Annotated in this window: 14 protein-coding genes; 9 read left to right on the top strand and 5 right to left on the bottom strand. The window is 74.1% G+C overall.

Features of this window, described 5'->3' with window-relative positions; genetic code table 11:
- The first annotated feature begins 33 nt into the window (after nt 1-33).
- From argC to PT931_RS35115, 9 genes are all read left to right on the top strand, one after another.
- Complete coding sequence (gene argC, locus PT931_RS35075) at nt 34-1,047, top strand: N-acetyl-gamma-glutamyl-phosphate reductase (protein WP_456250022.1); 1,014 nt, start codon at nt 34-36, stop codon at nt 1,045-1,047.
- Nucleotides 1,044-2,198, top strand: a complete 1,155-nt coding sequence (gene argJ, locus PT931_RS35080) for a bifunctional glutamate N-acetyltransferase/amino-acid acetyltransferase ArgJ (protein ID WP_363731874.1) — start codon at nt 1,044-1,046, stop codon at nt 2,196-2,198. Before argC ends, argJ begins: the two co-directional genes overlap by 4 nt.
- Entirely contained in the window at nt 2,195-3,043 is an 849-nt protein-coding gene (gene argB, locus PT931_RS35085; protein WP_456250023.1) for an acetylglutamate kinase, read from the top strand. The genes argJ and argB overlap by 4 nt, the downstream gene beginning before the upstream one ends.
- Complete coding sequence (locus PT931_RS35090; RefSeq protein WP_456250024.1) at nt 3,040-4,170, top strand: acetylornithine transaminase; 1,131 nt, start codon at nt 3,040-3,042, stop codon at nt 4,168-4,170. The genes argB and PT931_RS35090 overlap by 4 nt, the downstream gene beginning before the upstream one ends.
- Nucleotides 4,167-5,078 (top strand): ornithine carbamoyltransferase, encoded by a 912-nt coding sequence (gene argF, locus PT931_RS35095; protein WP_363731947.1) that lies wholly within the window; start codon nt 4,167-4,169, stop codon nt 5,076-5,078. Before PT931_RS35090 ends, argF begins: the two co-directional genes overlap by 4 nt.
- Nucleotides 5,075-5,584, top strand: a complete 510-nt coding sequence (locus PT931_RS35100; protein WP_456250025.1) for an arginine repressor — start codon at nt 5,075-5,077, stop codon at nt 5,582-5,584. The genes argF and PT931_RS35100 overlap by 4 nt, the downstream gene beginning before the upstream one ends.
- A 127-nt stretch (nt 5,585-5,711) precedes the next feature.
- On the top strand, nt 5,712-7,148 hold the full coding sequence (gene argH, locus PT931_RS35105; RefSeq protein ID WP_456250026.1) for an argininosuccinate lyase: 1,437 nt from the start codon (nt 5,712-5,714) through the stop codon (nt 7,146-7,148).
- Nucleotides 7,149-7,251: 103 nt separating this feature from the next.
- Nucleotides 7,252-7,791 carry a GNAT family N-acetyltransferase gene (locus PT931_RS35110; RefSeq protein WP_456250027.1) on the top strand — a complete coding sequence of 180 codons (540 nt, stop codon included), beginning with the start codon at nt 7,252-7,254 and terminating at the stop codon, nt 7,789-7,791.
- A 91-nt stretch (nt 7,792-7,882) separates the two neighbouring features.
- Nucleotides 7,883-8,902 carry a GHMP family kinase ATP-binding protein gene (locus PT931_RS35115; protein ID WP_456250028.1) on the top strand — a complete coding sequence of 340 codons (1,020 nt, stop codon included), beginning with the start codon at nt 7,883-7,885 and terminating at the stop codon, nt 8,900-8,902.
- A gap of 92 nt (nt 8,903-8,994) precedes the next feature.
- Here PT931_RS35115 and PT931_RS35120 read toward each other — a convergent pair whose 3' ends face one another.
- From PT931_RS35120 to PT931_RS35140, 5 genes are read right to left on the bottom strand one after another with little or no spacing between them, the layout of a single operon-like run.
- Complete coding sequence (locus tag PT931_RS35120; RefSeq protein ID WP_456250029.1) at nt 8,995-9,729, bottom strand: class I SAM-dependent DNA methyltransferase; 735 nt, start codon at nt 9,727-9,729, stop codon at nt 8,995-8,997.
- Entirely contained in the window at nt 9,726-10,625 is a 900-nt protein-coding gene (locus tag PT931_RS35125) for a DUF4931 domain-containing protein (RefSeq protein WP_456250030.1), read from the bottom strand. Before PT931_RS35125 ends, PT931_RS35120 begins: the two co-directional genes overlap by 4 nt.
- The gene (locus PT931_RS35130) at nt 10,622-11,302 is read right to left on the bottom strand and encodes an HAD family hydrolase (RefSeq protein WP_456250031.1); all 681 of its coding nucleotides are present in this window, start codon (nt 11,300-11,302) and stop codon (nt 10,622-10,624) included. The genes PT931_RS35125 and PT931_RS35130 overlap by 4 nt, the downstream gene beginning before the upstream one ends.
- Nucleotides 11,289-12,827 (bottom strand): amino acid adenylation domain-containing protein, encoded by a 1,539-nt coding sequence (locus PT931_RS35135; protein ID WP_456250032.1) that lies wholly within the window; start codon nt 12,825-12,827, stop codon nt 11,289-11,291. The genes PT931_RS35130 and PT931_RS35135 overlap by 14 nt, the downstream gene beginning before the upstream one ends.
- A 3-nt stretch (nt 12,828-12,830) precedes the next feature.
- Nucleotides 12,831-13,079, bottom strand: coding sequence for an acyl carrier protein (locus tag PT931_RS35140; RefSeq protein ID WP_456250033.1), 249 nt, complete (start codon nt 13,077-13,079; stop codon nt 12,831-12,833).
- Nucleotides 13,080-13,091: the final 12 nt, after the last annotated feature.

A 13,091-nucleotide genomic window follows, 5' to 3' on the forward strand; every position in this document is an offset into this window, starting at 1 on the left:
TTCTCTGCATAGACATGCGGGAGGTGATGGGTCGTGGGGTTCCGGGTCGCCGTGGCCGGCGCGAGTGGGTACGCCGGCGGTGAGCTGCTGCGCCTGCTCGCCAGCCACCCCGAGTTCGAGCTGGCCGCGATCACCGGGCACGGCACCGCCGGTTCGACGGTAGCCGAGGTGCACCCGCACCTGGCCACCCTCGCCGACCGGGTGCTCGCCCCCACCACCGCCGAGTCGCTCAGCGGCGCGGACCTGGTGTTCCTCGCCCTGCCGCACGGCCAGTCCGGCGCGCTCGCGGCCCAGCTGCCGGCCGACGTCAAGGTCGTCGACCTCGGCGCGGACCACCGGCTCACCGACCCCGCCCAGTGGGCCGCGTACTACGGCGGGCCGCACGCCGGCGCCTGGACGTACGGGCTGCCGGAGCTGCCCGGCCAGCGGAGCCTGATCAGCACGTCGAACCGGGTCGCCGCCACCGGCTGCTACGCGGCCACGATCATCCTGGCCCTCGACCCCCTGCTCGCCAGCGGGACCGCCAGCCCCGACGACGTCGTGGTGGTGGCCGCCTCCGGCACGTCCGGTGCGGGGACCAACGCGAAGAAGCACCTGCTGGGCGCCGAGGTGATGGGCGACCTGACCGGGTACAAGGTCGGGGCGCACCAGCACGTGCCCGAGATCAAGCAGGCCACCGGCGCGCGGAGCCTGTCCATGACCCCGATCCTGGCCCCGATGCCCCGGGGCATCCTCGCCACCGTGACCGCGAAGCCGATGCACCGGGTCAGCGAGGACGAGGTCCGGGCGGTGCTGCTGGCGGCGTACCAGGCCGAGCCTTTCGTCTTCGTCCGGCCCAAGGGGCAGCAGCCGCACACGGCCGCGACCTACGGCAGCAACTCCGTGCACCTCCAGGCCGTCGTGGACCTGGACTCCGGCCGGATCATCGTCACCTCCGCGCTCGACAACCTCGGCAAGGGCGCCGCCGGCCAGGCCGTGCAGTGCGCCAACCTCATGCTCGGCCTCCCCGAGACCACCGGTCTCCCGATCAACGGAGTAGCTCCATGACGGTCACCGCGCCGAAGGGCTTCCGGGCCGCTGGCGTCGCCGCCGGCCTCAAGGCCGCCGGAGCCGCCGACCTCGCCCTCGTCGTCAACGACGGGCCCGACGCCACCGCCGCCGCCGTGTTCACCGCCAACCGGGTCAAGGCCGCGCCGGTGCTGTGGAGCCAGCAGGTCCTCAAGGCCCGGATGGCCCGCGCCGTCGTGCTCAACTCCGGCGGCGCCAACGCCTGCACCGGCCCCAAGGGCTTCCAGGACACCCACGCCACCGCCGAACGGGTCGCGGCCCTGCTCGGCGGCATGGGCGCCGGCGACGTCGTCGTGTGCTCCACCGGCCTGATCGGCGAGCACCTGCCGATGGACAAGCTGCTCCCCGGCCTGGACCGGGCGGCCCGCGCGCTCGCCCGCGACGGCGGGGCGCAGGCCGCCGAGGCCATCATGACCACCGACACGAAGCCGAAGACGGTCACCGTCACCGGCGACGGGTACACGGTCGGCGGGATGGCCAAGGGCGCCGGCATGCTCGCCCCGTCCCTGGCCACCATGCTCGTCGTGCTCACCACCGACGCGGTCGTCGGCTCCTCCGACCTCGACGAGGCGCTGCGGGAGGCCACCCGGGTCACGTTCGACCGGCTCGACTCCGACGGCTGCATGTCGACCAACGACACCGTGCTCCTGATGGCCTCGGGGGCCTCCGGCATCCAGCCGACCGTCGAGGAGCTCACCGTCGCCGTCACCGCCGCGTGCGCCGACCTGGCCGCGCAGCTGCTGTCCGACGCCGAGGGGTCCACGAAGGACATCACCATCGACGTGCAGGGCGCCGACTCCGAGGACGACGCGGTCACCGTCGGCCGGTCCATCGCGCGCAACAACCTGCTCAAGTGCGCGCTGTACGGCAACGACCCCAACTGGGGCCGGGTGCTCGCCGCGATCGGCACCACCGACGCGCTCTTCGACGCCGACAGCCTCGACGTCGCCATGAACGGCGTGTGGATCTGCCGGAACGGCGCGGCGGCCGAGGACCGGTCCAAGGTCGACCTGTCGGGCCGGGCCATCACCATCACCGTCGACCTCGGGGCCGGCGACGCGCGGGCCACGGTGCTGACCAACGACCTGTCCGTGGCGTACGTGCACGAGAACTCGGCGTACTCGTCATGATCCCCCGGGACACCAAGGCGGCCGTCCTCGCCGAGGCGCTGCCCTGGCTCGGGCGGCTGCGGGACGCGGTGGTGGTGGTCAAGTACGGCGGCAACGCCATGGTCGACCCCCTGTTGCAGGCGTCGTTCGCGGCCGACATGGTGCTGCTGCGGCACGCGGGGCTGCGGCCCGTCGTCGTGCACGGCGGCGGCCCGCAGATCTCGGCCATGCTCAAGCGGCTGAACATCTCCACCGAGTTCCGCGACGGCCTGCGGGTCACCACCCCCGAGGTGCTCGACGTGGCCCGGATGGTGCTCGTCGGCCAGGTCAACCGGGAGATCGTCGGCCTGATCAACGCGCACGGCCCCCTGGCCGTCGGCGGCTCCGGCGAGGACGGCGGGCTGCTCACCGCCGTCTGCCGGGACCCCGCGCTCGGCCTCGTCGGCGACGTCGCCGCCGTCAACCCCGACTGGGTGTTCGACGCGCTCGGCGCCGGCCGGATCCCGGTCATCTCCACCCTCGCCCCCGACGCGGACGGCGTGGTGCACAACCTCAACGCCGACACCGCCGCCGGGGCCCTCGCCGCCGCGCTCGACGCGCGCAAGCTCGTCATGATGACCGACGTCGAGGGTCTCTACGCCGACTGGCCAGACCGCGCCAGCATCATCCACCAGCTCACGGCCGACCAGCTGGAGAAGCTGCTCCCGACGCTGGAGACGGGCATGCTGCCGAAGATGGAGGCCTGCCTGCGGGCCGTACGCGCCGGGGTGCCCGAGGCGCACGTCATCGACGGCCGCGCCCCGCACTCGATCCTCCTCGAACTCCTCACCTCGGAAGGCAGCGGAACCATGGTGGTGCAGTCATGACTCTCGTGGACCGGTTCAACACCGCCATCATGCACACGTACGGCGGCCCCGCGCTGGGCATCGTCTCCGGCGAGGGCTCCGTGCTCACCGCCGAGGACGGCCGCGGCTATGTGGACTTCGTCGGCGGGATCGCCGTCAACGCCCTCGGCCACGCGCACCCCGCCGTCGTGGAGGCCGTGTCCCGGCAGATCCGCACGCTCGGACACGTCTCCAACCTGTACGCGCACCCCACCGCCGTCGAGCTCGCCGAGAAGCTCCTCGCGCTCACCGGCCGGCAGGGCGCCGTCTACTTCGCCAACTCCGGCGCGGAGGCCAACGAGGCCGCGTTCAAGATGTCCCGGAAGACCGGCCGCACCGGCGTCGTCGCCACGGTGGGCGCGTTCCACGGCCGGACGATGGGCGCGCTCGCGCTGACCGGCCAGCCGGCCAAGTCCGACCCGTTCCGGCCGCTGCCCGGGCACGTCACGCACGTGCCCTACGGCTCCGTGGCGGCCCTGGAAGCCGCCGTCGGTCCAGACACCGCCATGGTGATCCTGGAGCCCATCCAGGGCGAGATGGGCGTGGTCGTCCCGCCGGCCGGGTACCTGGCCGCGGCCCGGGAGATCACCGCCCGGCACGGCGCGCTGCTCGTCGTCGACGAGATCCAGACCGGGATCGGCCGGACCGGCCACTGGTTCGCCTGCCAGGCCGAGGGCGTCGCGCCCGACGTGATCACCCTCGCCAAGGCGCTCGGCGGCGGACTGCCCATCGGGGCCACGATCGCCTTCGGAGGTGCCGCCGAACTCATCGGGCCGGGTGGGCACGGCAGCACCTTCGGAGGTAACCCGATCTCGTGCGCGGCGGCGCTCGCGGTCCTCGCCACGATCGAGGCCGAGGGGCTGCTGGAGCACGCCAAGGCCATGGGGGAGCGGCTCCGCGACGGCCTGCCGGGCACGGTCCGGGGCGCGGGCCTGCTGCTCGGTGTCGTCGGCGACGGCGCGGCGGACACCGCGAAGGAGCTCCAGGACAAGGGTTTCCTCGTCAACCCGGTGCAGCCCGACGTCATCCGGCTCGCCCCGGCGCTGAACATCGGCGAGGACCAGGTCGACGCCCTGCTGGAAGTCTGGCCGAGCGGCGGCGTGGCGTGATCCGGCACTTTCTCCGCGACGACGACCTCAGCCCCGCCGAGCAGGCCGAGGTGCTGTCCATCGCGGGCTCGCTCAAGCGGTTCCGGATGAAGACCCTGGTCGACAAGACCGTGGTCGTCGTGTTCGAGAAGCCCTCCCTGCGCACCCGGGTGTCCTTCGAGGCCGGGATCGCCGGGCTCGGCGCGCACCCGGTCATCGTGGACGGCGGCAGCACCCACTTCGGCCGGGGCGAGACGATGGGCGACGCCGCGAAGGTGCTGTCCTCCTACGCCGACGCGATCGTGATCCGCACCTTCGGCGACGAACGGATCGCGGCCCTGGCGGCCGGCGCGAGCGTCCCCGTGGTCAACGCGCTCACCGACGGGTTCCACCCCTGCCAGCTGCTCGCGGACCTGCTGACCATCACGGAGAACTTCGGCCAGACCCAGGGCGTCACCCTGGTGTACCTGGGCGACGGGGCCAACAACATGTCCCACTCCTACCTGCTCGCCGGCGCCACGGCCGGGGCGCACGTCCGGATCGCGTCCCCCGAGGGCTTCGACCCCGATCCCGAGATCGTGGCGAAGGCGGAGCGGATCGCGGCCACCACCGGCGGCTCCGTGGCCCTGTTCCGGGACGCGCGCGAGGCCGCCGCCGGCGCGGACGTGCTCGCCACCGACGCCTGGACCTCGATGGGCCAGGAGGACGACGGCAAGGACCGGCGCACCCCGTTCTGGCCGTACCAGGTCAACGAGGAACTCATCAAACTGGCTGCTCCCGGCGTCATCACCCTGCACTGCCTCCCCGCCCACCGGGGCGAGGAGATCACCGACGAGGCCATGGACGGTCCCGCGAGCGCGGTCTTCGAGCAGGCGACCAATAGGTTGTACGCGCAACAGGCCCTCCTCTCCTGGCTGGTGAACCGATGACCACGGCTATCTCCAAGACCGCCCGGCACGCGTGGATCGCGGCGCTGATCCGCGAGCACCAGGTGCGCTCGCAGACCGAACTCGCCGAACTCCTCGCCGCCGACGGGGTGGTCGTCACCCAGGCGACCCTGTCCCGCGACCTCGACGAGATGGGCGCCGTGAAGGTGCGCGGCGGTTCGGGGCACGCGGCGTACATGATCCCCGAGGACGGCAACCCGGCGCTCCGGCCGTCCGAGCAGGCCTCCGCGCGCCTGGTCCGGCTGCTCCGCGAACTGGCCACCGGCGCCACCTCCTCCGGGAACCTGGTCGTGCTGCGCACCCCGCCCGGGGCGGCGCAGTTCCTGGCCAGCGCGCTCGACCGGTCCGGGCTTCCCGAGATCGTCGGCACCATCGCCGGGGACGACACGATCCTGGTGGTCGCGCCCGAGGACCTGGGCGGGGCGGCGCTGGCGAAGCGGCTGCTCGGCTGGGCGGGGCTGGACACGGCGGGCGACGGCCATGAGTGACGGGCCGCCCCGGAGGCCGTCCGGGTGACCCGGCGCGCCCGGCTCACCTAGTACCCGTCGTCGTGTGCTCTCTGTTCCTTTCCGCGTGGCCCCAGCCCGGCCACCGCCGTCTCGTTAGGCTTTCCCTGTGACCGAACAGCAGACGTCCGAGTCCACCCGCCTCTGGGGCGGCCGCTTCACCGGCGGTCCCGCCGAGGCGCTGGCCCGCCTGTCCGTGAGCGTGCAGTTCGACTGGCGGCTGGCCCCCTACGACCTGGCCGCCTCGCGCGCCCACGCCCGGGTGCTGGCCCGCGCCGACCTGCTCGACGCCGACGAACTGGGCGCGATGCTCGCCGCGATCGACGACCTGGAGGCGGCCTGCGCGTCCGGCGACTTCCGGCCGACCATCGACGACGAGGACGTGCACACCGCCCTGGAGCGCGGCCTGATCGAACGGCTCGGCACCCTCGGCGGCAAGCTGCGCGCCGGCCGGTCCCGCAACGACCAGGTGGCCACGGACCTGCGGCTGTACCTGCGCGACCACGCCCGCGGCGTCGCCACCCGCCTCGTCGAACTGTGCGGGGCCCTCATCGCCCAGGCCGCCGAGCACATCGACACCCCGGCCCCGGGCATGACGCACCTGCAGCACGCCCAGCCGGTGTCGTTCGGCCACCAGCTGCTCGCGCACGTGCAGGCGTTCGCCCGCGACCTCGACCGGCTCACCGACTGGGACACCCGCGCCGCGATCTGCCCGCTGGGCTCCGGCGCGCTGGCCGGCTCGTCCCTGCCGCTGGACCCGGTGGCCGTCGCCCGCGAGCTGGGCTTCACCGCGCCCGCCGCGAACTCGATGGACGCCGTGGCCGACCGCGACTTCGCCGCCGAGTTCCTGTTCGTCGCGGCCCTGGCCGGGGTGCACCTGTCCCGGCTCGGCGAGGAGATCGTGCTGTGGACCTCGCAGGAGTTCGGCTGGGTCGAACTCGACGACGCCTTCGCCACCGGGTCCTCGATCATGCCGCAGAAGAAGAACGCGGACATCGCCGAACTGGCCCGGGGCAAGTCCGGCCGGCTGATCGGCGGGCTCGTCAACGTGCTCACCATGCTCAAGGGCCTGCCGCTGACCTACGACCGGGACATGCAGGAGGTCCAGGAGCCGGTCTTCGACGCGGTGGAGACCCTCGAACTCGTGCTGCCCGCCATGACCGGCATGATCGCCACGATGACGGTCAACACCGAGGTGCTCGCCGCCGCCGCCCCGAAGGGCTACACCCTGGCCACGGAGATCGCCGACTGGCTGGTCCGCCGGCACGTCCCGTTCCGGGAGGCGCACGAGATCACCGGCGCGCTGGTGGCCCTGTGCGCGCCCACCGGCCGGGGCCTCGACGAGCTGACGGACGCGGAGCTGACCGCCACGTCGGAGCACCTGACCGCCGACGTGCGGGCCGTGCTCGACGTGCGCGGGGCCCTGGAGGCGCGCACCACGCCGGGTTCCACCGGGCCGCGGGCCGTCGCCGAGCAGCTGTCGGCGCTGTCCGACCGGCTGGAGACCTTCCGCGAATGGGGTGCGGCCCACGTGGTCCCCCGCTAGACCCTTTCGACGGGTACCGGCGCGCGGGTCGCCTCTCCGAGGAGGGGAGCGGCATGCGCGCCGGCCCACTGAGGCCCGTCGCCGCGCCCGATAGGGTGACCCGGTGACAGCCCCCGTCTTCCGGCCGGCCACCGCCGCCGACGTGCCCGCCCTCGTCGACCTCGTCAACTCCGCCTACCGGGGCGACTCCGGCCGGCAGGGCTGGACCACCGAGTCCGACATCCTCGGCGGCCAGCGCACCGACCCCGACTGGGTCGCCGAGGTGCTGGCCCGCCCGGAGACGGTCGTCCTGGTCGCCGTGCGCGACGGCGAACTCCTCGCGTGCTGCGAGCTGCAACGGCGCGGCCCGGCGGCGTACTTCGGCATGTTCTCGGTGCGCCCCACCCTCCAGGGCGGCGGGATCGGCCGGGCGGTGCTGGCCGAGGCGGAACGGCACGCGGTCGAGGTGTGGGGCTGCGCGGACATGGAGATGACCGTGATCTCGATCCGCGAGGACCTCATCGCCTGGTACGAGCGCCGCGGCTACCACCGCACCGGCGTCCTGAGCCCGTTCCCGTACGGCGACGAGCGGTTCGGCATCCCGCTGCGCCCCGACCTGCGCTTCGAGACCCTGACCAAGCCCCTGGGCGGTGCGGCGACCTAGGCGTCCGGGGCGCCGGACGGGGCATCGCGGGGGCGGCGGAGGTGTCAGACTGGGTCCCGCCGAGCCCGTACGCCGAAAGTGAGTCCCCGCCATGGCCGCGCCCCACGACGTCACCAGCGTGCTGGCCAGGGCACCCCTGCGGGTCTCCCTCGCCGGCGGCGGCACCGACCTGCCGTCCTACGCCGACCGGTTCGGCGGCGTGGTCGTCGGCTTCGCGGTCAACCGCTACGTCGGGGTCACGGTGCACCCGCGCAGCTTCGACGGCGGGGTCCGGATCGCGATGGAGCGGTCCGAGTCCGTCGCGGACGTGGCCGGACTGCGGAACAGGTTCGCCGCCGCGGTGCTGGCGCGCGCCGGGTTCGGGCGCGACGTCGAGGTGTCGTCGTTCGGGGACGTGCCCGGAGGGACCGGCATGGGCGGTTCCGGGGCGTTCACCGTGGCGTTGACCCACGCGCTCGCCGTGGTGCGGGGCGCGACCCGCCGCCCGGAGGAGCTCGCCGAGCAGGCCAGCGCGGTCGAGATCGTCGACCTGGGCCGGCCGGTGGGCAAACAGGACCACTACCTGTCCGCGTTCGGTGGCGTCCGGGTGCTGCACTTCGGCGCGCGCGGGGGAGTCGAGGTGGAGCAGGTCGCCGTGGACGCCGCGCTGGACGGCTATCTCGCCGACCGCCTGCTGCTGTTCTACACCGGCCAGAGCCGGGACGCGGGCCGGGTGCTGGCGGCGCAGGCCGGGCGGACCGCGGGCGGTCGGGACGACACCGTCGGAGCGCTGCACGCGATCCGGGCGCTGGCCGACGACCTGCGCACGGCGGTCACGAAGGGCGACCTGGACGACATCGGCCGGGTGCTCGACACGCACTGGCGGCACAAGCGGATGCTCAGCGACCAGGTGAGCAGTCCGGCGATCGACCGGCTGTACGACTGCGGGCTGGCCGCCGGGGCGCAGGGCGGCAAACTGCTCGGGGCCGGCGGCGGCGGGTTCCTGCTCCTGGCCACCGCCGCCGACGCCCAGGCGGACGTGCGGGCGGCGATGGTGGCGGAGGGGGCGCGGGAGCTGCCGTTCGAGCTGGAGTCGTCGGGCTCCCGGGCCGTGCGGCTGGGACCGATCTGAGCCGCGGCTCGGACCGATCTGAGCCTCGGCCCGGCCCGGTCTGAGCTCCGGTCCGGGGCGGCGACCCGCTCGGGGCCGCCGCCGGTGCCCGGTCAGGCCAGTTCGTAGACGGACACGTGCCGGCTGTGACGGGCGGTGAACGGCTCGCCCTCCCAGTTGAAGGTCCGCGACCGCAGTCGCATGCCGGCGAGCCGCGCCATGAGGTCCAGCTCGGACGGCCAGACGTACCGGATCCGGAACGGCACGAGCTCGACGGCCCCGCCGTGGAAGAAGAGCTGCCGCGACTCCTGGACCTGGGCGACCGGGTCCACCTGGATGACCTCCAGGAGCACCCGGTCGGTGCCGTACGCCGTGGCCTGCAGGTTGCTGTTCCCGGACAGCAGGTCGGCCGAGGGGACGAACGCCTCGTGCACGAACACGCCGCCCGGGGTCAGGTGCCGGGCGACCGTTTGGAAGCACTCCACCTGCTGTTCCTGGGTGGTGATGCCGAAGAAGACACTGTGGACCGCGTACACCAGGTCGAAGGAGCCCTCCGGTTCCAGGTGGGCGATGTCGCCGACCCGGACCGTCACGGCCTCCGAGCCGGGCTTCGCCCGCAGCCGCGCCACCATGGCCTCGGAGATGTCGACGCCGTGGGTCTCGACGCCCGTCGCCGCGAGCGGGATCGCGATCCGGCCGGTGCCGACCCCCAGTTCGAGGGCGCGTCCGCCGCCGGCCAGCGCCGCGAGGAACGGAACGGTCGCCGGGGTCTGCTCGCTGTACCAGCTCTCGTAGAACTGGGCGATCCGGTCGCCGTACTCGGTGGCGTCGCGGTCGGTCACTGTCATTCCTGCTCTCCGTTCGGTGCGGTGTGCCGCCGCAGGAGTTCGGCGGCGTGCGAGGGATCCATCGGGGTGAACGCGATGCCGGTGGCCAGTTCGGCGGCCCCGGTGCGCCGGAGCAGGCCGGGCCCGCGCAGCAGGCCGACGAGGTCGACGCACAGGTGCAGGTCGGGATCCGTCCGGCCCGACTGGCTGACCCACAGGTGGTAGGGCATGGTCTGGGAGCACACCCCGTCCAGGGCGCGGACCGCCGTGCCCAGGAGCCCGGCGAGCTCCTCGTGTTCGGCGTCCGTCAGGTCCGCCAGCCGGGTGGCGTGCCGGGCCGGGACCAGGCGGACGGCGAACGGCGCGAGGGGCGCCCGGGGCACCACCAGCCGCCAGGACCGGGTCCGGGCGACGGTGCGCGCCTCCTCGTCCGGGGCGCACGACGGGCAGTCGGCGGTGGTGCGGGCCAGCGCGGCCGGCGTCGTGGGCAGGCCGAAGACCTGGCTGTGCGGGTGCCCGACGGTGGCCCCGGCCTCCGGGCCGCGGTTCTCGAACACCAGCGCCGTGGCGACGTCGGGTCGGTCCAGCAGCTGCCCGGTGAGCCGGGTCCACATCTCCAGCACCGCCCGGACCTCGCCGGTGGTCATGCCCGCGAGGTCCGTGTCGTGGTCGGCGCTGTGCACCGCCACCCAGCAGTGCCCGGACGGCAGGGCCGGCCAGCGGTTGCGGAACGCGAACGGCGCGGCCGGCCGGTCGCGGGCCTCGGTCCCGCCCGGGCAGAAGGGGCAGTCGTCGGCCGTCGACACCGGGCGGGCCGCGCGCGCCGCCGACACGAAGACGGGCCTGCCGGTCCGGTCGTCGAGGACGAGGCGGGCCGCCGTGCCGTGGTCGCGCGGCGCGGCGGCGTGGCGGGTCACCGCGCCACCGCCGCGGGCCCGAACAACATGTCGAGGTCCACACCGGACAGACCCTCCAGGCGCAGGTCCGCGGCGCCGAAGTCGAGGAGCCGGGTGACGGGGCCGGGCACCGCGACGCACCGGACCCCGGCGGCCGTGGCCGACCGGACACCGCGCGGGGAGTCCTCGAGCGCCACGGCCCCCGTCGGCGGCACCCCCAGGAGGTGCAGGGTCAGCCGGTACGCGTCGGGGGCCGGCTTGCTGGCTGCGACGTCCTCGCGGTACACGGCCACGTCGAACAGGCCGGGCAGGCCCAGCCGTTCCAGGTGGGGCGACACCCAGGCGCGGCTGGAGCTGGTGGTCAGCGCCGTCCGCACGCCGGCCGCGCGGGCCCCGGCGAGCAGGTCGCGCACCCCGGGCATCGCCGGCAGCGCCGAAGCGGTCGCGAAGTGCCGGAGCCGGATCCGCTCGACGAGCTCGCCCGCCCGGGCGGCGGACAGGGCCCCGGCCAGCTCCTCGACCCGTTCGAGGATCGTGTCGGAGTGGTCGCGGAAACTGGCCGCCACGTAGCGGTGCCGGTCGAGGGGAAGTCCCAGCAGGTCGAACTCGGCCTGCCAGGCCGCCAGGAGACTCGACTCGGTGTCGAGCACCAGGCCGTCGAAGTCGAAGAGCAGCGCGCGGTCCTCACCCCTCGACATGCGCCAGGTCCCTCAGCCCGACCCGGTCGACCTTGCCGTTGGCGTTGCGCGGCAGGGCCTCCAGGAACTCGAAGCGCGCCGGCACCATGTACTGCGGCAGCACGTCGAGCGCGTGCGCGCCCAGTGCCGGCCCGGACACGTCCCCGGTGACCGACACGAACGCGCACAGGACGTGGGTCAGCACCGGGTGCGGCACCGCCACGACGGCGCACTCGGCCACCGCCGGGTGCGCCAGGAGCGCGTGTTCGACCTCGCCCAGCTCGACCCGGTACCCCCGCGTCTTGATCTGGTCGTCCCGGCGGCCCACCAGGACCAGCTCCCCGTCGGCCCGCGCCGAGGCCCAGTCGCCGGTCCGGTAGCAGCGGTCGTCGGGGTCGCCGGTCAGGGGATTCGGCACCAGGGTGCGGGCGGTGCGTTCGGGGTCGCCCCAGTAGCCGGCCATCACGGTCGCGCCCCGGACGTGGATCTCCCCGACCTCGCCGGGCCCGGCCAGCCGGCCGTCCGCCGTGACGAGCAGGACCTCGTCGTTGTCCGTCGGCCGGCCGATCGGGGTCGGGTCGGGGCCGGGGGGCGGCTCCGTGACCTCGTACCACGTGCAGACGTTCGTCTCCGTCGGCCCGTAGAGGTTCGCGAACCGGCTGGCCGGGAGGGCGGCCATCAGGTCGGCGAGGTGCCGGGGGGTGAAGACCTCGCCCGCGAACAGGATCCAGCGCAGGCCGTCGAGGTCCGCCAGCCGGCCGGCCGCCCGGGTGACCACCCCGGACAGCACGGACGGCACCGAGTACCAGACGGTGACGCCCTGGGCGCGGACGAAGTCCACGAGCCGGGACGGGAACATCGCCAGCGACGGCGGGACGAGGACGAGCGCGGCGCCGGCCCGCGCCGCGGCGAACACGTCCAGGACGGACAGGTCGAAGTGCAGCGGCGCGTGGCTGGACAGCACGTCCCGCCCGCCGATCCCGAACGCGCGCACCGCCCAGTCGACGAACGCCGTCGCGTTGCGGTGCGTGAGCATGACCCCCTTGGGCACGCCGGTCGAGCCGGACGTGTGCAGGATGTACGCGAGGTCGCGCTCCACGGTCCGCCGGTCCGGCCCGCGGGCGCCCGACCCGGGGCTGACCATCCTGAGGGGACGGTCGGGTGCGAGCACGAACACCGGCAGCCCGGCGGGGAACACGTGTCCGGCCGCCGCCAGGACCGCCTCGTCCACGATCAGGGCGGCGGGCCGGACGGACCCGACGATGAGCCCGGCGCGTCCGACCGGGGAGGCGGGGTCCACGGGGACGTACGCGGCGCCGGCCGACAGGATCCCGTACAGCGCGCAGATCGTCTCCGCGATCTTCCCCGCCCAGAGGACGACCCGGTCGCCCGTGCCCACGCCGACCGCCTCCAGTTCGGCGCGGACCCGGGCCGAGCCGTCCCGCACGTCGGCGTAGCTGAACGTGCGCCCGCCGTCGCGCACGGCCGGGGCGTCCGGCGTGCTGGCCGCGGCGGCCTCCAGGTAGTGGTGCAGTAGGTACGCCACGGTTCAGGCGGCCTTCCTGGCGGCGGTCAACCGGGCGACGGAGCCGACCGTCTCGAAGTTGTCCGGGTCCAGGTCCTCGTCGGTGACCGTGATGCCGTAGCGGCTCTCCAGGGCGGCGACGAGTTGCAGCAGGGACAGCGAGTCGAGGACGCCACTGTCCAGGAGGGACGAGTCGGGGGTGAGCTGGCCGCCCCCGGGGCGGGTGGTGAGGTGGTCGAGCACGAACTGCTGGACCTCGTGGACGTCAAGCATGGTGTGGTGCTC

The organism is Longispora urticae, assembly GCF_053902585.1.

Coding starts and splice junctions, on each gene's coding strand:
- PT931_RS35100 (WP_456250025.1), top strand. CDS start 5,075: ATGACCACGGCTATCTCCAAGACCGCCCGGCACGCGTGGATCGCGGCG.
- argJ (WP_363731874.1), top strand. CDS start 1,044: ATGACGGTCACCGCGCCGAAGGGCTTCCGGGCCGCTGGCGTCGCCGCC.
- PT931_RS35090 (WP_456250024.1), top strand. CDS start 3,040: ATGACTCTCGTGGACCGGTTCAACACCGCCATCATGCACACGTACGGC.
- PT931_RS35115 (WP_456250028.1), top strand. CDS start 7,883: ATGGCCGCGCCCCACGACGTCACCAGCGTGCTGGCCAGGGCACCCCTG.
- argB (WP_456250023.1), top strand. CDS start 2,195: ATGATCCCCCGGGACACCAAGGCGGCCGTCCTCGCCGAGGCGCTGCCC.
- PT931_RS35140 (WP_456250033.1), bottom strand. CDS start 13,079: ATGCTTGACGTCCACGAGGTCCAGCAGTTCGTGCTCGACCACCTCACC.
- PT931_RS35120 (WP_456250029.1), bottom strand. CDS start 9,729: ATGACAGTGACCGACCGCGACGCCACCGAGTACGGCGACCGGATCGCC.
- PT931_RS35130 (WP_456250031.1), bottom strand. CDS start 11,302: ATGTCGAGGGGTGAGGACCGCGCGCTGCTCTTCGACTTCGACGGCCTG.